The following is a 17650-nucleotide window of genomic DNA, read 5'->3' on the forward strand; positions in this document are numbered from 1 at the left end:
TCCTGCCGCCCCAGCGAGCGGTGCGGACAAGCTCGCTCCCACCTTCTTCACCCGCCTGCGCCTTACCCGGGTTCTCACGCAGGCGATGAGCGGCGGCGCGCTGCGCGACATCGACCGGTGGGACATCGGGCACTCGTGGTTCGACCCGGGAGCCTCGGCAGACACGACCGACCAGGTCCTGTTCCCGACGTCCATCCAGCGCACCGCGTTGGCCGGCCCCGATCCGGTCTCCTTCCGCAAGACGCGGGTGGTGCTGCTCGGCGCCTCCATGGGCGGCACCTTCGTGCTGGCCGCGGCCCCCGAGATCGAGCCGGACGCGGTGATCGCGCTCTCGCCGCCCGAGGAGCACGACGGGGTCGACGCGCTCGGGCCGATCGCCACGATCGACGCCCCCGTCCTCCTCGCCGCGGGCGCCGGCGACACCACCTACCGCGACGCCGTGAAGGCGCTCGCCGCCCGGGCGCCGACCGGGACCGAGACGGTCATCGAGCCGGGGATCGAGCCGGGGATCGACCACGGGGTGAAGCTCCTCGAGCACCGCGGGAAGGTCCGCAGAGCCGTCGACAGGATGCTTGCCGGGGTCGGCTGAGGTCGTGCAGCAGGCAGACTCGTCCCCATGACGCGCAGCGACTACGACCAGTGGGCGGAGGCGTACGCGACAGAGAACGCGACCGGCTTCTTCAACGCCTGGTACGAGAGGCCGGCCGTGCTGCGGCTCCTCGGTGACGTCAGCGGGAAGCGGATCCTCGACGTCGGGTGCGGCTCCGGGCCGACCACGGCCGCCCTGCTCGAGCGTGGCGCCGACGTCAGCGGGTTCGACGTCAGTGCCGCGATGGTCGGGATCGCCCGGCGCCACCTTCCCGACGCCGACCTGCGGGTCCACGACCTCGCCGTGCCGCTGCCCTGGCAGGAGGGCACGTTCGACGCTGCCGTGGCCTCGCTGGTGCTGCACTACCTGCCCGACTGGTCCGCTCCCCTCGCCGAGCTGCGGCGCGTGCTGGTCCCCGGCGGGCGGCTGGTCGTCTCGGTCAACCACCCCGGTGCGTTCCCGGTGGTGCACCCGGAGCTCGACTACTTCGGTGTCACCGAGTACACCGAGGACTACGAGTTCACCGGCACCACCGTCGACCTGACGTTCTTCCACCGGCCCCTGGGCGCGATGGCGGCCTCGTTCGTCGACGCCGGCCTCCGGATCGTCGGGATCCACGAACCTCCGGCCGACCCCGCCACACCGGCCGAGGTGCTGCCACCCGGGCTCGACGCGGGCAGCCAGTTCATCGGCTTCCTGGTCTTCGAGCTCGCCGCAGCCTGAACTGACTCAGGTCCGCTCGCCCGCGACCAGCTCGAGCCGGTTGCAGGTCGTGCAGCGGTACGCCGTCACGACGGTCTGCGGCAGCGACGAGCGGCTCTTGGCGTTCCCGAACAGGCCCCGCACGAAGGTCCCCGCCAGCCAGCGGACCCGCCCCTGCGCGACGTCGTCGATGAACCCCTCCTGGTACTCCGTGCCGCCGCACCACGGACACTGCACCGGTCCCCGCCCCGAGTCGTTGGTCGCCATGGCGGTCAGCGTACGGCCCGCGGGGCCGGCGTACGCGGGCCGCGACCGGCAGACCGTCAGCCTGCTGCGTCGGCCTCTCCTGCCTCCGCGCGCAGGAGCACCGTACGGAGCAGGTCGGACAGCTGGCGCCGATCGCTGGTCGGCATGCCGACGAAAAGGTCGGCCTCGACGCGGCCGATGGCGGCCATGACCCGCTTCCACCGGTCGAACCCCTCGGGCGAGACCTGCACGTGCACGACCCGGCGGTCGTCCTCCGAGGGGAGCCGGGTGGCGTACCCGGCCCGGGCCAGTCGGTCGATGCGCGCCGTCATCGTCGCGGGTGCCACGTGGGGGTCGCCGGCCAGCTCGCCGGCGGTGGCGTGGCCGGGGGAGTCGCGGACCATCAGGGCGTGCAGGGTCGAGTAGTCCTGCCAGTCGAGGCCCTCCCGGGTCGCGGCCGCCTCGCACGCCTTCTGCAGGTGCCGGTTGATCCGCTGCAACCGCGTGATCATCCCCTCGACCTCGACGTCCAGGGAGAGGTCGGCCCACGAGGACCACCGCGCCAGGTGGGCGTCGACCGAGTCCTGGCTTGGCTCCGTACGGGGCACCGCCCCCTCGGGCCCGAGCGTGCGCGGGCCCCGCTCGGCCCGGCTCGGCCGGCGACCCGGCTGACGGGTGGTGCGTGGTGCCGCAACTTCCTGCTGCTGGTCAGCGCCGCCACCATCGACAAGTTCGGGAGCGCCTTCCTGCCGGTCGCGATCGCGTTCGCGGTCCTCGACCTTGGCGGGTCGGCCACCGAGCTGGGGCTCGTGGTGGGTGCGATGGCCCTGGCCGAGGTGCTCTCCACCCTGTTCGGCGGCGTGCTGGGGGACCGGATCTTGCGCAAGGTGCTCCTGGAGGGATCCTGCGCCGCGTCGGCGGTCGTCATCCCCGTGATGAGCGCGGCCCTCCTCGGCGGCTGGGCCTCCGTACCGCTCCTCGCGGGGCTGTCGTTCCTGAGCGGCGTGGTCGCCTCGTTCGCCGGGCCCAGCTCGAGCGCCATGACGCCGCTGACCGTGCCGGAGAGCGAGCTCCCGCAGGCGATCAGCCTGCGCCGTCTCGGCCAGAACGCCGCCCTGGTCCTCGGGTACGGCGCCGCCGGCCTCGTCGTCGCGTTCGCCGGCCCCGGCTGGGCCCTGGCCGTCGACGCCGCCACCTTCGCGCTGGCCGCGGTGCTCTTCGCGGGGATGCGGGTGGCCTCGGGGACCGGTCCAGCGGGGCGTCCCTCCTGGGCGACCTGGCCGCAGGCGCGCGCGAGGTGCTGAGCCACACCTGGCTGTGGGTGCTCATCGGTCAGGCGCTGCTCTACCACCTCGTGTACGGGGGCATCCAGGGCGTGCTCGGTCCGATCATGGTCTCCGACGCCTTCGGCAGGGCGGCGTGGGGCTGGTCGCTGTCGGCGCTCATGGTCGGGTTCGTCGTCGGTGGGCTCATCACCCTGCGCTGGCGTCCGCGCCACGCCCTCGCCGTGGGTACGACCGCCCTGGCCCTCACCGCCCTCTTCCCGCTGGCGATCACCGTCTCGCCGCACGTCGGCGGGATCCTGCTCGGCGCCTTCCTGCACGGCCTCGGGCTCGAGCTGTTCAGCGTCTGGTGGGACCTGTCGATCCAGCAGAACGTGGCCCCCGACAAGCTCGCCCGCGTCTACGCCTTCGACTCGGTCGGCAGCTTCGTCGCCCGCCCCGTCGGGCTGGCGCTCGTCGGGCCGGTGGTCGCCGTCGTCGGCGAGTGGCGGTGGATCGTGGTCGTCGCCGCGATCATGGCGGCCTGCTCGCTGCTCGCGCTGCTGGTGCCGCAGGTGAGGGGGTTGGTGCGGCGCGACCCGCTACCCGTCTGACGCCACACACGCGGGCCGCCCCGCGCGCTGACCCGCCCTCAGACCGGCGCCAAGAGCTCCGCGACGACCACCGTGTGGTTGTCCGGCTCCCCGGCCGCCGACACGGCGTCGGCCACCGCGTCGGCGACCTCCTGCGGACTGCCCGGCCCGGCCAGCAGCGGCGCCAGGTCCTCGACGTACGCGTGCACTCCGTCCGTGGTCAGCACGAGCCGGTCGCCGGGAAGCAGCTCCACGGAGTCCTCGTCGGCGACCACGCCCGGCACCAGGGCCCGGTTGAGCAGGTGCCGGTGCTGGTGGGAGCGGGCCTCGTCGGGGGTGAGCTGCCCGGACTCGATCAGCCCGGCGACCACGGTGTGGTCGTGGGTGAGCTGCCGCACCTGGCCGTCGCGCACGAGCCACGCACGCCCGTCGCCGACGTGCGTGATCCGGGCCGCCGAGCCCTCGATCGTGACGGCCGTCAGCGTCGTGCCCGAGCCGGGGTCGTACGCGTCGCAGGCCGCGACCAGTCCGCCGGTCGCGTACGCCTGCAGTGCAGCCGCAGCCAGGTCGTCCCGCTGGCCGAAGCCGTCCGCGACGGCGAACAGGTCGGGTGTCGTCAGCAGGGCGTCCTGCTGACGGTCGCGCGCTCCTTGCCGGTGGCTGGTGCCGTACGCGGCGTGCAGGGTGGTGGTGGTCGTGCTCATCGGTTCCTCCTCGTTGCGCAGCTGCTTTACGAGGGCGATGACCATGTCGCGCCGGCTCCGGGTGTCGGCCTCGACCTGGGCCCAGTACGCCTCGACCTCGCGCGCCGCCGCGGCGGACGGGCGGTCGACGACAGTCTGGATCCGGGCCAACGGCATGCCGAGCAGGCGCAGCGCCGCCACCAGACGGGCGACCTCCAGCTGTCCGGGCGCGTAGCGGCGGTACCCCGAGAACGGGTCCACCTCCGCCGGCCGGACCAGCCCGAGGTCGTCGTACAGCCGCAACGCCTTCGGCGTCAGCCCGCTGGCGCGGGCGAAGTCGCCGATCGTCATGAGCTCGCCTGGCTCGGTCATGGTCACCATCCTCACCGGTGCGGATCACCGGTACCAGCGACGCTGGGCGTTGCCCCGGGGGGAAGGTCAAGGTCGTCGGTTGAGCCTGTCGAAACCAGCACCGCGAGGGTCTCGACCAGAGGGCTCAGCCGCTGACGGTCTCCACCACGTCCTCGTCCGGGTCCCACCAGCGCAGCCGGTCGGCGACCAGCTCCCGGACTGGCGGTGCGTCGGCCAGGACCTCGAGCGCCTCGGCGACCCGGCGTCTCGGCACCCGCCGGGCCAGGGTGACGTGCGGCGTCCACACGGGGTGCCGCAGTCCGGGTACGAGCGCGCGCAGCTCCGCGGTGACCGCCGCCAGCGCGGCGTCGGGCTCGACCAGGTGGGCCAGCGTCACGCGCGGTCCGTGGCCCAGCACGAGCAGCCCGCGTACGGACAACCGTGCCGGGAGCAGCGGACCGACCAGCTCGATGGCTGGCGCCACCACCCCAGGGGCGATCGGCGAGGCCGCCACCAGCGTCAGGTGCGGGGCGTTGGTCATCGAGCGGTGGTCGGCCTGCGACGGCAGACCCGCCGCGCGCAGCGCCTCCCACTGCGACTCGACCGCGGCGGTGGAGGCGTCGTCGAAGCTCAGCTCGAGTGCGTGGTCGGGCACTGCTCAGTCCTCCGCCAGCGGACCCTCGGTCGCGAGCGAGAATGCGCGGAGGTTCGCCGCGAGAGCGGAGAGGAGCGCCGGGTCGAGGTCGCCGTACAGGTCCCGCTCGACCTGCTCGACCGCGACCATCAGCTGCTCGAACCGGTCGCGCCCGGCGTCGGTGATGCGTACCTCCACCTGACGGCGGTCGTGCGGCGCGAAGGCCCGCTCCACCGCGCCCAGTCCCTCGAGCCGGGCGATGCGCTGGGTGATGGCGCCGGAGGTGACCTGGGCAAGGTCTTGCAGCTGCCCCACCCGCAGCGCCCCGCCGAACCGGATCAGGCTGGAGAGCAGCGAGACCTCCCAGAACTCGATGCCCTGGGGACCGAGGCGTCGGCGGGTCTCGGTCTCGAGCCAGTGGGAGACGCGGCGGAGCCGGATGTTGACCTCCGCGAGTGCCAGATCCTGCTCGCCCGAGCGCTCCCGCAGGTGCGCCAGGATCGCGTCGACGCGGTCGCTGGGCTCGGTGCTCATGGACCCTCCGATTCCTAATATCTTAGTGGTGCGACTATCGTAGTGCTCATGTACAAGGATGGCCGCCACTGATGACTGCACACCACTCTGCCGACGTTGCGGCCGCTCCGCCGCACGCACGCGCCACGATCGCACTCGCGATCCTCGGGATCTTCGTCACCTACGTCCCGGTGACCGCCGTCAGCGTCGCGCTCACCACGATCGGCGCCGACACGGGCGCCACCACCTCGGGCCTCCAGTGGGTCTCCGACGCGTACGTCATCCCGATGGCCGCCGCCGTCCTCTCCGCCGGCGTCTTCGGTGACCTGTACGGCCGCCGCCGCATCTACGTCATCGGCATGGTCCTCACCGTCCTCGGTGGTGCGGTCGCCGGCCTGCTCGCGGGCCTGTTCGACGACCACTCGCTGGCGCTGCTGTGGACGGGCCAGGCCGTGGCCGGCCTCGGCGCCGGTCTGCTGATCCCCACCACGCTGGCCCTCATCGCGCAGGTGACCCCGGACTTCAAGCAGCGGGGCAAGTACATCGGGCTCTGGTCCACCGGCCTGATGCTCGGTCTCGCGCTCGGCCCGGTCATCTCCGGCCTCGTCATCCTCGTGGCCGACTGGCAGTGGATCTTCGCCCCCACCGTCCTGATGGCACTGGCCGCGGGCGCCGCTGCCCAGACGCTGATGGTCGAGTCCGAGCCGGTGCCCGGACGCCACCTCGACTGGGCGGGTCAGATCACCGCCAGCATCGCCATCGCGGCCTCCATCTTCGGCATCATCGAGGGCGGCGCCGTCGGCTGGACCTCGTGGCAGGCCGTGGTCGGTCTGGGTGTCGGCATCCTGTCCGCGGTCGTCTTCCTGCTGGTCGAGCGCCGCGTCGAGTCCCCGCTGATGGACCTCAAGCTCTTCTCCTCGCCGTCGTTCTCGGCGGCCGGGTTCGCCGGCGTGATCGCGCTCTTCTCGATCGTCGGCTGCATGTTCCTGCTGAGCCTCTTCTTCGGGTACGCCCAGGGTCTCGAGCCGATCCAGATCGCCGGGCGCCTGCTCTTCATCACCCTGGTCGGGGCCGCCACCGGTCCGCTCGCGGCGCGGCTGATGCACACGTACTCGCCGATGACCGTCCTGGCCGGCGGCCTGGTGCTGTCCGGGCTCGGCCTGTTCACGCTCACCTCCATCGACGCGTCGACGGGCATCGCCGACCTCGCGTGGCGCCTGGTGATCTTCGGCCTCGGCAACACGCTCACCATGACGGCCGTCTCCACCGCGGCGATCAACTCCGTCGACCTGCGGTACGCCGGCATGGCCGCCGCCACCAACACGATGCTGCGCCAGTACGGCGGCGCGCTCGGCCCGGCGATCCTGGGCGTCGTGTTCAGCCACCAGCTCGCCGGCGGCGCCAGCGTCTCGGAGGCGTTCGGGGCCGCGATCATCACCAACGTGGTGCTGCTCGGTCTGGCCGCGGTGGTCTGCGTGGTCGCCGGACGCGTCGAGGCACGGACCCGCCGGGAGGCTACGACCGCCTGACGCGCCGGGCGGTTCCTATGCTGGGCGGGTGATGATCCGACTTGCCGAGCTGGAGGCGATCCGCGACGGTCGCATCGACCTGGCGTTCCGCCGCTGGGAGCGCGCCCGGGTCAAGGTCGGCACCCAGCTGCGTACGGCCGTCGGGGTCGTCGAGGTGGTGAGCGTCGAGACCGTGCCGCTCTCCGCGCTGCGGGCCGAGGACGCGCGCCGCTGCGGCGCCACCTCGCTCGCCCAGCTCAAGGCCAACCTCAGCACCGGGCGCGCGGGCGCCGTGCACCGCGTGGGGCTGCGGTACGGCGGGGAGGACCCGCGCGCGGCCCTGCGCGCCGCCGTCCCCGACGCCATCGAGGTGGCCGCGCTCGTCGCGTGGCTGGACCGCCTCGACGCTGCCTCCGCGGTGGGGCCGTGGACCCGCGCCACCCTGCGCCTCATCGACGACCGGCCCGAGGTGCGGGCGCCCGAGCTGGCCGAGGCGCTCGGGCGCCCCACCGCCGAGTTCAAGCGCGACGTCCGCAAGCTCAAGGAGCGCGGCCTGACCGAGTCGCTGGCCATCGGGTACCGGCTGTCGCCCCGCGGGGAGGCCGTCGTCGACCACGAGGGCGGGCCCCGGGTACGGGCGCCGCGCCGCGAGGGGACGCCCCTGCCGCGCACCATCGGGGCGCCGGCCACGCGAGCGCTGCGCGCCGCCGACCTGCACACCCTTGAGGCCGTCGCGGGGACCTCGCGCGTGGAGATCGCGGCCCTGCACGGTGTCGGGCCGTACGCGCTCGAGCGGCTCGCTGCCGCGCTCGACACGCAGGGCCTGGGCTGGGCTGACTGAGGTACGGGCCCATCGAGTCCGGGGTACCGGCGGGTGTCCCGTCGTACGCTGGTCGGGTGCCAGCGAGGCCGCCGCACCCGGCGCTGCGTCCGTACCTGGAAGGTCCGCTGGTCGGCTACCGCGACCACCTGGACCCCCGGGCGGTCCACCACGGTCTGCCGTCGGCGACGGTGACGTTCGTGGTCTCGTTCGAGCGTCCGCTCGACACCGCCTGGCTGGGCACCCCGGAGCGCAACGACTCGTACTGGACGCTGGCGGCGGGGCTGCACGCGGCGCCGGCGCTGATCCGTACGCACGGGGTGCAGCACGGCATCCAGATCGCCCTGACCCCGGCCGGTGCGCGGGCGTTGCTGGGCCTGCCGGCGGGTGCGCTGGGCGAGGTCATCGCCCACCAGGGGGACCTGCCCGGCGGGTTGGGGGAGTCGGTCGCGCACGAGCTGGCCGGGATCGACGGCTGGGGTGCCCGGTTCGACCGGTTGGAGCAGCACCTGCTCACTCGGCTCGCCGCGACAGCGGACCCCGTCGGGGTGGTCGCCCCGGAGGTACGGGAGGCGTGGCGGCTGCTGCGGGCCAGTGGAGGCCGGGCGCGCGTGGCGGAGGTCGCCGAGCGGGTTGGCTGGAGTCGCCGGCGCCTGCTGGGCCGGTTCACCGACGAGTACGGCGTGGGGCCCAAGACCGCGGCCCGGATCGTCCGGTTCGAGCGTGCCCACCGGATGGCGCGGGCCGGGGTGCCGTACGTCGAGGTGGCGGCGCGGTGCGGGTACGCCGACCAGGCGCACCTGGCCCACGAGTTCGCCGCGATGGCGGGCCGTACGCCGGGTCAGGCCGCCGCGGCGGCGTACCACGTGCCCGCGTGAGCCCATTCCTACAAGACGCCGGGCCCGGCGCGGGACGATGCTGGATCCATGACCCGACAGCTCTTCACCTCCCTGCAGTTCCGTGACGTCGAGGGCGCCACCGCCTTCCTGACCGCGGTCGGCTTCACCGAGGCCGCGACGTACCGCGACGACGACGGCGTGGTCGTGCACGCGGAGTACCACTGGCGCGACAGCGGCGGGCTCATGTTCGGCGCCGACCGCGGCCGCTCCGGCGACGGCGAGTGGCAGGACCGCGTCGGCCACGGCAGCTGCTACTGCGTCGCCGCCGACGAGGACGAGGTGCGGCGCATCCACGCTGCCGCTGTGGCCGCCGGCGCCACCTCGGTCCGCGAGCCGGCCGTCCCGGACTACGGCGGGCTCGAGTGCGCCGTCCGCGACGCGGAGGGGAACCAGTGGTCCTTCGGGACGTACGCCGGCAGCTGAGGCCGACCTACTCCATCCACTGCACGAGCTGCCAGACGATCCCGTTGCCGTCCGCGAACTGGCAGTAGCGCTCACCCCACGGCTCCGTCTCGGGCTCAGTCACCACGCGGGCGCCCTCGTCCCGGATCCGCGCGAACTGTGCGTCCAGGTCGTCGACGACGAACGCGAGCAGCAGTCCCTCGCGGGCCGAGCCGGCGATCTCGGCCGGTTTGAAGGTGGACAGTCCCGTGGCCAGGAAGACCAGGTGGGTGTCCACGTCGGGGTGGGTCAGGGACGCGAACCCGTCGGCGGCCATCGCCTCCTCGTACCCGAGATGACGCTTCGCGAACGAGGCGGACGCCTCCACGTCAGGCACGTTGAGGGAGAGTGCGGTCTGGGTGATCTTCACGGTTGGTCTCCTAAACTCTGTACGACGTACGATGTAACGCGTCGGACGACGGAAAGGTTCCCGATGGCGCGATCACTGGTCGACCTGCTGTGGCGTGACAGCGCACTGGCTCCCACGTCGGGGCGGCGTGGCCCGCGGGCCAAGTACTCCGTGGGCGAGGTCGTGGACGAGGCGATAGCGATCTGCGACGCGGACGGGCTGACGGGGCTGACGGTGCGCCGCGTCGCCGACGCGCTGGGCATGTCGACGATGTCGGTCTACACGCACGTGAACAGCCGTGACGACCTGCTGGTGCTGATGGTCGACGAGATGCACGCCCGGGCCGTGGGCCGCGGGCAGGGGTGGAGCGGCAGGGCGTCGGGGGCCTGGCGAACCCGGGTGAGGACGGTGGCCGAGGACAACAAGGACCTGCTCCGCGCGCACCCGTGGATGCTGGAGGTGGACGACCCGCGTACGGCTCTGGGGCCGGGGACGATCGCGAAGTACGACCACGAGCTCGCGGCGTTCGACGGAACGGGGCTGGACGACCTGCAGCGTGACGCGGCGCTGAGCTTCGTCCTCGACTTCGTCGAGGCCTCGTCCCGCCGGTTGGTGCAGGCGGAGGTGGCCGGTGGGTTCGGGGAGGTCTGGGCGGAGTCGGCCGACCCCCTGGCCGCCTACGTCGGTGAGGCCTTCCCTCTGGCCCGCCGCGTGGGTCGGGCCGCCGGCGAGGCGCACGGAGGGCCGTACGACGCGCGGGCGGCGTGGGAGTTCGGCCTGGCCCGTGTGATGGCGGGACTGGAGGAGCTGGCTGGACGAGGCTGAGGTGTCCGGTCGGGTGGCCGCGTCGCCCGGCACCCGGCACTCGGTCGTCCGGGCTCAGGCGGGCCGCACCGTGTACGTCCCGTCCGGACGGATGGCGAGGCGTCCCTCATCGAACGCGGACCGGTCCTCGTCGGCCACGATCACGGTGGTGACGGTGCCGCCGAACCGCCCGGGCACGATCCGGAACCGGCCCCCGTCGATCCGTACGACTCCGTCGCTCTGAGCCTGCGTGCACCGGTCGTCCTGGCCCTCTGTGTCGGAGTGGTACGCGTACAGGTTGGCCTGCGGCGCGCCCTCGAGGACGACGACCGGGCGGTCGTGCGAGCACCGGGCCCGACGGGTGCACTCGTGGCAGACGTGCTCCCGGTAGCGGGGCAGCTGGATCTGGAGAACCTGCCCGCAGAGGGGGCAGCGGAACGGGTCCTGCGCCGGCCCGGTGTCGCCCAGAGCGGCGGGTTGGCCCGGGGCGGCAGGCTGGCCCGGCACGGCCTGCGGCGTCGCCGGGGTATGGGGCACCCCGCCGGGACCGGGAGACGACTGGCTGTCCGCGCCTCGGAGTGCGGCTGCCCGGTTGCTCCGCATGCTGACGACGAACGCGACCACGAGCGCCCCGACGACCACACCGAACCCGACGAGAGCCACCACCACGATCTCGACGAGGCTCAGCACGACGTACCCCTCCGTCCGGGCGCGCTGGGGTGCGGCCGCGCGGAGGTGGCCGGTGGGCGAGGAGCGGACGCGAGGGTGCTCATGAGGCATGTCTAGCGCGTGAGGGAAGCGGACGCCCGTGCTGTCCGGGCTGACCGGCGTGGCGGGGTTCGAGTCGTACGCGTCCATCCCTGAGCCGGATCGCGGTCCACCCGGGATCGTGGACCCGGTGGTGATGGTGGCTGCACAGCAGGACTGCGTTGTCGAGATCGGTGGGGCCGCCGTCGAGCCACGACGACCAGTGGTGGGCCTCCGTCCAGGCGCCGGGCACCGTGCAGCCCTGCGCGCGGCAGGTGCCGTCGCGCACCACGAGCGCCCGTCGTTGCGCGGGACTGAACAACCGACGGCCCCGACCCAGATCGAGCACCTCGCCGTCGCCTCCGAGCACGGCCGGGATGACGCGCGCCGAGCAGGCGAGCCGACGGGCCTGGGCGGCCGACAGTCCCTCTGCGTCGTCGATTCCCGGCAGGGACGCCCGGGCGAGCTCGGTGCGCAGTGCCCCGAGCCCGACGGTGACCACGAGTGTCGTGGCGTCGCCGCCGTGGACCGGCAGCCGGACCGGGTCGAGGCCCTCAAGGAGCGCGCCGAACGCCTCGGCGAGCTGCCGTGGCCGGGCGGTGAACGCCTCGAGCGGGTGGGGGGTGACTGAGGCGGCTCCGTCGAGGCCAGCGGTGTCGGGTGCTGCGGTGTCCCGTACGGACCCGTCGTCCCGCCGAGGGTTGGTGAACGCGTGCAGGTACGTCGCGAGACGGGCCGCGGTCACGTCGGGGAGGACGGCGGAGAGGCGGGTGGTGCCGTCGCCGAGGCGGCGCAGGCGCAGTCGGCTGCGGTCCCGGGCGCTGGCCTCGAGGTCGAGCAGACGCCGGGCCTCGGCCGCCTCGGCGACCTCGGGCGCCACCACCTCGAGGACGTGCCGCCCGAGCCGGGTGAGTTCCATCGGCCCGAACTCGGAGCAGTGGCCCACGAGCACACGCTCCGCCCGGCCCCGTGTCTCGGCGTCGACCTCGGCGGGCAGCTCGGCCAGCGCCCTGGCCACGGCTCTGGCCTGGTCGACCCCGACGGCTCCCTCGCGCAGTCCACGGGCGAGGGCGGGCAGCGCGCCGTCGAGAGCCCGCGCCAGGTGCAGGTCGGCCCTCCCCCCGGCCAGAGGTGAGCGCGTCGCCGACGCGAACCAGGCTGCGACGCCGCGGGCGCCGTGCTCCTCGGCCACGTCGTCGGCCACGGCCAGCACCCGGAGGCGTACCTCCGCGAGCATCGCCTCGGTGGAAGCGAGCCCGACCAGGACGTCCGCCTTGGTGGCGGTGTCCATGAACGCAGGCTGCACGTCCCTCACTGCCGTGAGGCTCTGCCGCAGCTCGCGCACCAGCCGCACCAGCGGGTGCTCTGTCTCGTACGTCATGAAGGCTCCTCGACGACCGTGGCGCTGGGCGCCTGATGGGTGGTCGTCGCTCCTGGAGGCCCGGTGTCCGGGCAATCACATGACCCTCGCGACTCGCCGCACCTTCTCCGAGTCCCTGTCGTGGGTCGGTGTCCTCGGTGTGACGTGGTGGGACCGTATCGAACGTGCGTTCGATGTGCAAGGGGTGGTTCAGCCGCGTGACGCCACCACGGCCGAGCCGCCGTCCCAGGTCGCGACGAGCCGGCTCGCGCCGCCGACCGGCCGCGACGCGTCGTCGGTGAACCGCACCGGGCCGTCGGCCACGTCCTCGCCCTCGTGGGCCACGACCACCACCTGCGGGCGCGGCTCGCGGCTCCCGTCGGGGAGCTCGGCGACCAGCTCGGCCTGCGCCTGCGTGCCGGCCAGCGCCCGTTCGAAGCACCCCAGCGCGACCGGGTCGGCCTGGGCCCGGTGCACCCACCGGTCGCCCAGGACGGAGTGGGTCATCGTCGTCACGAGGTCGCCCTCGGCGCCGGCCAGGGGCGCGTCGCGGTACGTCAGTGGCACCTGCAGCACGCGGTCGCCCCGCCGTACGAGGAGGGCCTCCACGCCCACGCGGCCGTCGGGGTCGTCGAAGCGGTAGCCGCCGATCATCTCGACCTCCCCGGTGCCTCCCCACTCCTGGGCGTCGAGGAACGCGGTGACGAGTTCCAGCTTGGTCGGGACGAGGGTCGCGGGGTGCAGGATGGCCATGCCCCGAGTCTGTCCAGTCCAGTTGCCCGGTGCAACGGGCGTTGTCAGAGGCCGCGCGTAGCGTGACGAGTCCTGCCAGAGCCGTCATGACCGAGGAGCCCCGCATGTCCCGGACCCGCATCCACAACCTGTCGATCTCCCTGGACGGCTTCGCCACGGGAGAGCCGCAGACGCTCGAGACTCCCTTCGGCCACGCCGGGCAGCGGCTCCACCAGTGGATGATGGCCACCCGCTACTTCGACCCCGACGGCAGCACGGGGGTCGACAACGCGTTCGCCGAGCAGCACACACCCGGCATCGGTGCCGAGATCATGGGGTCGCACAAGTTCGGCCCGCCCGGCTGGGAGGACGACCCCGGGTGGCGCGGGTGGTGGGGAGCCGAGCCGCCGTTCCACACGCCCGTGTTCGTGCTCACCCACGCCACGCCCCGGCCCCCGATCGAGATGGAGGGCGGCACCACGTTCCACTTCCTCCGGGCCACACCGGCCGAGGCGCTCGCGACCGCGCGTGCGGCGGCGGACGGGGGAGACGTACGCATCGGCGGTGGGCCGACGGTGGTGCGCGACTTCCTGGCCGCCGGGCTCGTCGACCACATGCACGTGGTGCAGGTGCCCATCGTGCTGGGGCGCGGGGTCCGGCTGTGGGACGGCCTCGAGGGGGTCGAGGCCGACTTCGACGTCGAGACCACCGCCTCGCCCAGCGGGGTCACGCACCTCGTGTTCACCCGCAAGCCCGGTGCTTGACGCGGGGCGCGTGGGAGTCCGCCCGGGATGACCTACTCGTCGACCTTGATCCGCACCCGGTCCACCACCGGCCGCCCGGTGCTCCCCATCCCGACGGTCGCGGTGCCGTCGAACGCGAGGACGACGATGCCGTCGGGCGTCGCCATGCGCAGCCGGGCGCCGGTGACCCGGATCTGGTCGCCGTGCAGCTCGACGTCAGGGCGACGCTCCCAGCCGCGCCACCAGTCGTACGAGACCACTCCGTGGTCGATGGCGACCGTCAACGAGACCGGGCAGGTGATGGAGTAGTCGGGCCGGCAGTTGGCGAACTGGCGCCAGGTCAGGGCGACCGCGCGCTCCTCGGTCTGCTTGGTCGGCTCCAGCGGCACGCTGGGCAGGGGCGTGGCCTCGCCCGCGACGACGGACAGGGGCGTGGGGCTGCTGGTGAACCAGGGGTCGATGCGCTGCTGACGCTCGTAGACCGCGGCGAAGAGCGGCTGCTCGGTCTCCTCGACGCTGGCGTCGTACGACGGGCGCCGCACCACGTGAACGCCCCCGAGGAACAGGTCGCTGAGCAGGATGCCGGGCACCTCGGGCACGGAGTCACCCAGCGAACCGACGAGCCCTTCCACCACCCGCCACTCCTCGTGGTCCCCACGTTCGCCTGCCAGTCGGCCCAGCACGACCCGGCGCGCGTGCTCCTGCCCGTCCAGCCGGTACCGCACGCTCGCCGCGACGAACGAGTCGAGCTCGTCCGACCCGGCGACGTCGGGGACCTCGTCCAGCGGCTCGACGTCGCCGACGGAGACGACCTCGATCCGCTCGGTGGCCAGGTCGAGGAGCTCCACCGCCGTACGCATCGCCGCCGGACTGTCGCTCGCCGACATCTCGGCCAACTGCACCAGCTCCTCGCCCTCCCCGGTGGCGACCAGGTCGACGTACGTCTCGAGCGCCGCCTGTGCGTCCCGTGCCGTGGTCAGCCGTGGGAGCACGGTCGCGCCGACCGCCCCGAGCAGCACGACGACGAGAGCAACCACCAGCAGGTGGCGGCGGGAGAGGCGGGCCATGCGGCCGAGCATGCCCCCACGCGACGGGCCCAACCCTGCGACACGCCCCCGTGCCGCGGCTGACGCGGACGAAAAAGTTCAGGGAAGGCGGGTACGGAACGCGCGCCCACCGCGTCATGGTGAGTACGTAACCACGGAGGAGACACCATGCCGAGCTCGAGACGCGCCGCCCGCGAGGCGGAGTTCACCGAGTTCGCACGCGCCCGGATGCCGCAGCTGTACTGGGCCGCGTGGTTGCTGTGCAACGACCACCACCGTGCCGAGGACCTCGTCCAGGAGACCTTGGCCAAGGTGTACAGCCACTGGGGTGCGCGGATCGACAACCCGACCGCGTACGCCCACACCACGTACCTCACCCACCCTCACGCCCGCCGCGGCGGACCGGATCCTCGACCACGCCCTGGTGGGGGGCGCCCGCCGCCGTCGACGTCGTCACCTGGTGACCGCCACCTGCTCGCTCGCCGCCGCGGCCGTCGTCGCCACCGGGGCCGCGGTCGCGACCCTCCCGACCGCACCCCAGGAGCGCGACGACGTGGCGACCGCGCCGGCCGCGGCGCCCGAGCCCACCGCGTACGACCTGGGGTCGGCCACCGAGGTCCCCGAGGGGCCTGTGGTCGAGACCTCCCGCGCGGTTGCCGGGGACGCCGCGCTCGACGCCACGCTGCGCGCGCTGCTCCCGGCCGGCACGGTCGAGGGCCTGGAGGTGCACCACGTCGAGAGCTCCGACCCCAGCCACATGGCTGACAAGACCCGCGACGGACGCCGCCTCGACCTCACCCTCGACGGACGCGCCGTGAGCGTGACGATCCAGCGGTGGGACGGGTACGCGGCCGTCGGCATCGACGCCGAGGGCCTCGACGCCGAGGACTTCCAGTCCGGGGACCTCGACCCCCAGCAGCGGGCGGCCACCACCGCGCGTGAGGCCTGCGGCGGCTCGTACCAGGTGTTCCCCGCGATCGAGTGCGAGCAGGGCGACGGAGGCTGGTACTCGGTGGCGCGTCCCTCGCAGGGCGCCGCGAGCCCGGCCGACGCCAAGGAGCTGCTGGTCGAGTTCTACTCCGAGGACGGCTACGTGGTCCGCGTCGACTCGTACAACTCTGCCGGCGAGAAGCTCGGCCAGCCTCTGTCGTCGGCCACTCCGCTCGACGTCCAGCAGTCGCTCGCGCTGGCGACCAGCGCCCGCTGGTTCACGGCCGGGTGACCTCGGAGTGACGGTCGCGGACCGGACCGGGGCAGCCCCGGGCCGGTCCGCGTTTCCGCGCGCGCAGGGTGGGAACGATGCCGGGGTCGTGCCACGCCCCAGGAGGTCCCATGTCGACGCCCCAGCCGCCCGCCGGCCCCCCGCCCGGGCCGTACGGTCCGCCCGCCCCGGCCAAGCCCCGTTCCGCGACCCTGCTGGTCGTGGTGCTCGCGGTGCTGGTCCTCCTGGTCGCGGGACTGGCGGTGGTCGCGACGTTCGTGACCGGCGGGGACGACTCGCCCCAGGGAGGCAAGGGGGCCGTGACCGGCGGGACCGACGACGGCGACGGCGACGAATCCGGCAACGACGGTGACGACAGCGGAGACGACGACAGCGGTGACGACGAGGACGGTGACGACGAGGGCGACGAGCCGGTCGCCGACTGGCCGGGCGACGAGTGGTTCGAGGGCACGGGCAGGCTCAAGGTCGGCCCGAACCGCATGGTCAACCCGTGCCGGGTGCTCCCGCTGTCCGTCGTCGAGGAGATCTACGGAGAGTTCCCCGACGACCGGTACGTCCGTGAGGAGACGGGGCATCGCAACGTCAGCGCCCACGGTGTGTCGACCGGCTCGTACGACACCAGCTGCCTCTACGAGGACGTGGTGGCTCTCAACGCCTCCCAGACCACCGACCGTCAGGCCGAGAGCCGGGTCTTCGGCGACGTCTTCCTGCTCCCCGAGGAGGTCAAGCCGCGGCTCAAGCGGTTCCGCAAGGCGGCCGACGCGGTGGACCTGCCCGAGGTCACCGAGCTGGTCGACGCGCTGGAGGAGTCCGGCAAGGCGTACCTGAGGTACCGCCGCACCTACGACGGCGCCGTGCTGGAGCAGCTCGACCCCTCGACCGCCGTCTTCCCCAGCGGGTTCGGGATGTTCGAGTTCACCCTCGTCGAGGGGACGGTCACCTACGACCTCGACATGTGGGTGCCGTCCGGCTCGGAGGAGACCTTCACCCCTGAGGAGACCGGCATCCTTCTGCAGCGCGTGGCCCAGACCGTCGCTGCCGTACGGGAGCGCGCCGCAGACCCGGAGGTGACGGCGGCCCCCGTGCCCACGCTGATGGGGGACGAGTCCGGCGTGGGCGACACCCCCTTCGTCGAGCCGTGCGCCCTGCTCTCGCCGGAGGTCTTCGAGAAGGTCGTCGGTGCCGCCGAGAACAAGCCCGCCAGCCGGTACCTGCTGCCGAAGACGCCCCGGACGTACACCGCGACGGACTCGCGTGCCAGCTCCGCCAGCTGTGAGCGGTCCCGGTTGTGGCCGTCCATCGACAGCACCACGGTGTCGGTGGACATCTCGTACGCCCCGTCCCAGGCCGTGCTCAGGAAGTCGCTGAACAGCGTCGGGAAGGCGAACTCGCTGCTCCACCTGGAT

General features: G+C 73.2%; 22 protein-coding genes and 1 pseudogene. 13 read left to right on the forward strand and 10 right to left on the reverse strand.

Features of this window, described 5'->3' with window-relative positions; genetic code table 11:
* Both ACI379_RS01610 and ACI379_RS01615 read left to right on the forward strand, forming a co-directional pair.
* Positions 1-589: alpha/beta hydrolase (locus ACI379_RS01610; protein WP_439790311.1), on the forward strand; the 589-nt coding region annotated here is incomplete at its 5' end.
* Positions 590-616: 27 nt separating this feature from the next.
* Entirely contained in the window at positions 617-1312 is a 696-nt protein-coding gene (locus ACI379_RS01615) for a class I SAM-dependent methyltransferase (RefSeq protein ID WP_439790312.1), read from the forward strand.
* A gap of 6 nt (positions 1313-1318) precedes the next feature.
* Here the strand turns inward: ACI379_RS01615 and ACI379_RS01620 are convergent, their stop codons facing one another.
* The gene (locus ACI379_RS01620) at positions 1319-1558 is read right to left on the reverse strand and encodes a hypothetical protein (RefSeq protein ID WP_439790313.1); all 240 of its coding nucleotides are present in this window, start codon (positions 1556-1558) and stop codon (positions 1319-1321) included.
* A gap of 56 nt (positions 1559-1614) precedes the next feature.
* Complete coding sequence (locus ACI379_RS01625; RefSeq protein ID WP_439790314.1) at positions 1615-2145, reverse strand: MarR family winged helix-turn-helix transcriptional regulator; 531 nt, start codon at positions 2143-2145, stop codon at positions 1615-1617.
* Between ACI379_RS01625 and ACI379_RS01630 the strand changes: the two genes are divergently transcribed.
* Together ACI379_RS01630 and ACI379_RS01635 are read left to right on the forward strand one after the other, a co-directional pair.
* The gene (locus ACI379_RS01630; protein WP_439790315.1) at positions 2104-2841 is read left to right on the forward strand and encodes an MFS transporter; all 738 of its coding nucleotides are present in this window, start codon (positions 2104-2106) and stop codon (positions 2839-2841) included. The two genes, ACI379_RS01625 and ACI379_RS01630, sit on opposite strands and share 42 nt — an antisense overlap.
* Positions 2835-3413, forward strand: a complete 579-nt coding sequence (locus ACI379_RS01635; protein ID WP_439790316.1) for an MFS transporter — start codon at positions 2835-2837, stop codon at positions 3411-3413. Before ACI379_RS01630 ends, ACI379_RS01635 begins: the two co-directional genes overlap by 7 nt.
* Before the next feature lie 38 nt (positions 3414-3451).
* Here ACI379_RS01635 and ACI379_RS01640 read toward each other — a convergent pair whose 3' ends face one another.
* The 3 genes from ACI379_RS01640 to ACI379_RS01650 form a co-directional block, all read right to left on the reverse strand.
* Positions 3452-4447 carry a MerR family transcriptional regulator gene (locus tag ACI379_RS01640; protein WP_439790317.1) on the reverse strand — a complete coding sequence of 332 codons (996 nt, stop codon included), beginning with the start codon at positions 4445-4447 and terminating at the stop codon, positions 3452-3454.
* A 124-nt stretch (positions 4448-4571) separates the two neighbouring features.
* Positions 4572-5081 (reverse strand): 2'-5' RNA ligase family protein, encoded by a 510-nt coding sequence (locus ACI379_RS01645; protein ID WP_439790318.1) that lies wholly within the window; start codon positions 5079-5081, stop codon positions 4572-4574.
* Positions 5082-5084: 3 nt separating this feature from the next.
* Positions 5085-5594, reverse strand: coding sequence for a MarR family winged helix-turn-helix transcriptional regulator (locus ACI379_RS01650; RefSeq protein ID WP_439790319.1), 510 nt, complete (start codon positions 5592-5594; stop codon positions 5085-5087).
* Positions 5595-5665: 71 nt separating this feature from the next.
* Here ACI379_RS01650 and ACI379_RS01655 point away from each other — a divergent pair, with 71 nt between their 5' ends.
* The 4 genes from ACI379_RS01655 to ACI379_RS01670 are packed head-to-tail and all read left to right on the forward strand — an operon-like array spanning position 5666 to position 9223.
* The gene (locus ACI379_RS01655; protein WP_439790320.1) at positions 5666-7102 is read left to right on the forward strand and encodes an MFS transporter; all 1437 of its coding nucleotides are present in this window, start codon (positions 5666-5668) and stop codon (positions 7100-7102) included.
* Between the two features lie 28 nt (positions 7103-7130).
* Complete coding sequence (locus tag ACI379_RS01660; protein ID WP_439790321.1) at positions 7131-7922, forward strand: hypothetical protein; 792 nt, start codon at positions 7131-7133, stop codon at positions 7920-7922.
* Between the two features lie 56 nt (positions 7923-7978).
* Entirely contained in the window at positions 7979-8779 is an 801-nt protein-coding gene (locus ACI379_RS01665; protein WP_439790322.1) for a helix-turn-helix domain-containing protein, read from the forward strand.
* Between the two features lie 48 nt (positions 8780-8827).
* Positions 8828-9223 (forward strand): VOC family protein, encoded by a 396-nt coding sequence (locus tag ACI379_RS01670; RefSeq protein WP_439790323.1) that lies wholly within the window; start codon positions 8828-8830, stop codon positions 9221-9223.
* Positions 9224-9230: 7 nt separating this feature from the next.
* Here the strand turns inward: ACI379_RS01670 and ACI379_RS01675 are convergent, their stop codons facing one another.
* Positions 9231-9611, reverse strand: a complete 381-nt coding sequence (locus ACI379_RS01675) for a VOC family protein (protein ID WP_439790324.1) — start codon at positions 9609-9611, stop codon at positions 9231-9233.
* A gap of 63 nt (positions 9612-9674) precedes the next feature.
* On the opposite strand from ACI379_RS01675, the gene ACI379_RS01680 reads away from it, so the two are divergent.
* Positions 9675-10415 carry a TetR/AcrR family transcriptional regulator gene (locus ACI379_RS01680; protein ID WP_439790325.1) on the forward strand — a complete coding sequence of 247 codons (741 nt, stop codon included), beginning with the start codon at positions 9675-9677 and terminating at the stop codon, positions 10413-10415.
* Between the two features lie 54 nt (positions 10416-10469).
* On the opposite strand, the gene ACI379_RS01685 is transcribed toward ACI379_RS01680, so the two are convergent.
* The 3 genes from ACI379_RS01685 to ACI379_RS01695 form a co-directional block, all read right to left on the reverse strand.
* Positions 10470-11174 (reverse strand): hypothetical protein, encoded by a 705-nt coding sequence (locus ACI379_RS01685; RefSeq protein WP_439790326.1) that lies wholly within the window; start codon positions 11172-11174, stop codon positions 10470-10472.
* Positions 11164-12522 (reverse strand): DUF222 domain-containing protein, encoded by a 1359-nt coding sequence (locus ACI379_RS01690; protein WP_439790327.1) that lies wholly within the window; start codon positions 12520-12522, stop codon positions 11164-11166. Before ACI379_RS01690 ends, ACI379_RS01685 begins: the two co-directional genes overlap by 11 nt.
* 189 nt (positions 12523-12711) lie before the next feature.
* On the reverse strand, positions 12712-13254 hold the full coding sequence (locus ACI379_RS01695) for a maltokinase N-terminal cap-like domain-containing protein (protein ID WP_439790328.1): 543 nt from the start codon (positions 13252-13254) through the stop codon (positions 12712-12714).
* A gap of 104 nt (positions 13255-13358) precedes the next feature.
* Between ACI379_RS01695 and ACI379_RS01700 the strand changes: the two genes are divergently transcribed.
* Positions 13359-13997: a dihydrofolate reductase family protein gene (locus tag ACI379_RS01700; protein ID WP_439790329.1), complete on the forward strand. Its 639-nt coding sequence runs from the start codon at positions 13359-13361 to the stop codon at positions 13995-13997.
* Positions 13998-14029: 32 nt separating this feature from the next.
* Here ACI379_RS01700 and ACI379_RS01705 read toward each other — a convergent pair whose 3' ends face one another.
* The gene (locus ACI379_RS01705; protein WP_439790330.1) at positions 14030-15043 is read right to left on the reverse strand and encodes a hypothetical protein; all 1014 of its coding nucleotides are present in this window, start codon (positions 15041-15043) and stop codon (positions 14030-14032) included.
* A gap of 207 nt (positions 15044-15250) precedes the next feature.
* On the opposite strand from ACI379_RS01705, the pseudogene ACI379_RS01710 reads away from it, so the two are divergent.
* The 3 genes and pseudogenes from ACI379_RS01710 to ACI379_RS01720 all read left to right on the forward strand — a co-directional run.
* Positions 15251-15331: pseudogene (locus ACI379_RS01710) on the forward strand (SigE family RNA polymerase sigma factor); the annotation flags it as partial.
* A gap of 19 nt (positions 15332-15350) precedes the next feature.
* Entirely contained in the window at positions 15351-16244 is an 894-nt protein-coding gene (locus tag ACI379_RS01715; RefSeq protein WP_439790332.1) for a hypothetical protein, read from the forward strand.
* Positions 16245-16354: 110 nt separating this feature from the next.
* A partial coding sequence (locus ACI379_RS01720; protein WP_439790331.1) for a hypothetical protein occupies positions 16355-17650 on the forward strand: 1296 nt, incomplete at its 3' end.

It is taken from the genome of Nocardioides sp., from assembly GCF_051876515.1.
Classification (GTDB): Bacteria; Actinomycetota; Actinomycetes; order Propionibacteriales; family Nocardioidaceae; genus Nocardioides.

Bases quoted from the DNA above. Each gene is read 5' to 3' on its own strand.
- ACI379_RS01615 (WP_439790312.1), top strand. From the start codon at position 617: ATGACGCGCAGCGACTACGACCAGTGGGCGGAGGCGTACGCGACAGAG.
- ACI379_RS01620 (WP_439790313.1), bottom strand. From the start codon at position 1,558: ATGGCGACCAACGACTCGGGGCGGGGACCGGTGCAGTGTCCGTGGTGC.
- ACI379_RS01640 (WP_439790317.1), bottom strand. From the start codon at position 4,447: ATGACCGAGCCAGGCGAGCTCATGACGATCGGCGACTTCGCCCGCGCC.
- ACI379_RS01650 (WP_439790319.1), bottom strand. From the start codon at position 5,594: ATGAGCACCGAGCCCAGCGACCGCGTCGACGCGATCCTGGCGCACCTG.
- ACI379_RS01655 (WP_439790320.1), top strand. From the start codon at position 5,666: ATGACTGCACACCACTCTGCCGACGTTGCGGCCGCTCCGCCGCACGCA.
- ACI379_RS01670 (WP_439790323.1), top strand. From the start codon at position 8,828: ATGACCCGACAGCTCTTCACCTCCCTGCAGTTCCGTGACGTCGAGGGC.
- ACI379_RS01680 (WP_439790325.1), top strand. From the start codon at position 9,675: ATGGCGCGATCACTGGTCGACCTGCTGTGGCGTGACAGCGCACTGGCT.
- ACI379_RS01685 (WP_439790326.1), bottom strand. From the start codon at position 11,174: ATGCCTCATGAGCACCCTCGCGTCCGCTCCTCGCCCACCGGCCACCTC.
- ACI379_RS01690 (WP_439790327.1), bottom strand. From the start codon at position 12,522: ATGACGTACGAGACAGAGCACCCGCTGGTGCGGCTGGTGCGCGAGCTG.
- ACI379_RS01695 (WP_439790328.1), bottom strand. From the start codon at position 13,254: ATGGCCATCCTGCACCCCGCGACCCTCGTCCCGACCAAGCTGGAACTC.
- ACI379_RS01700 (WP_439790329.1), top strand. From the start codon at position 13,359: ATGTCCCGGACCCGCATCCACAACCTGTCGATCTCCCTGGACGGCTTC.
- ACI379_RS01705 (WP_439790330.1), bottom strand. From the start codon at position 15,043: ATGGCCCGCCTCTCCCGCCGCCACCTGCTGGTGGTTGCTCTCGTCGTC.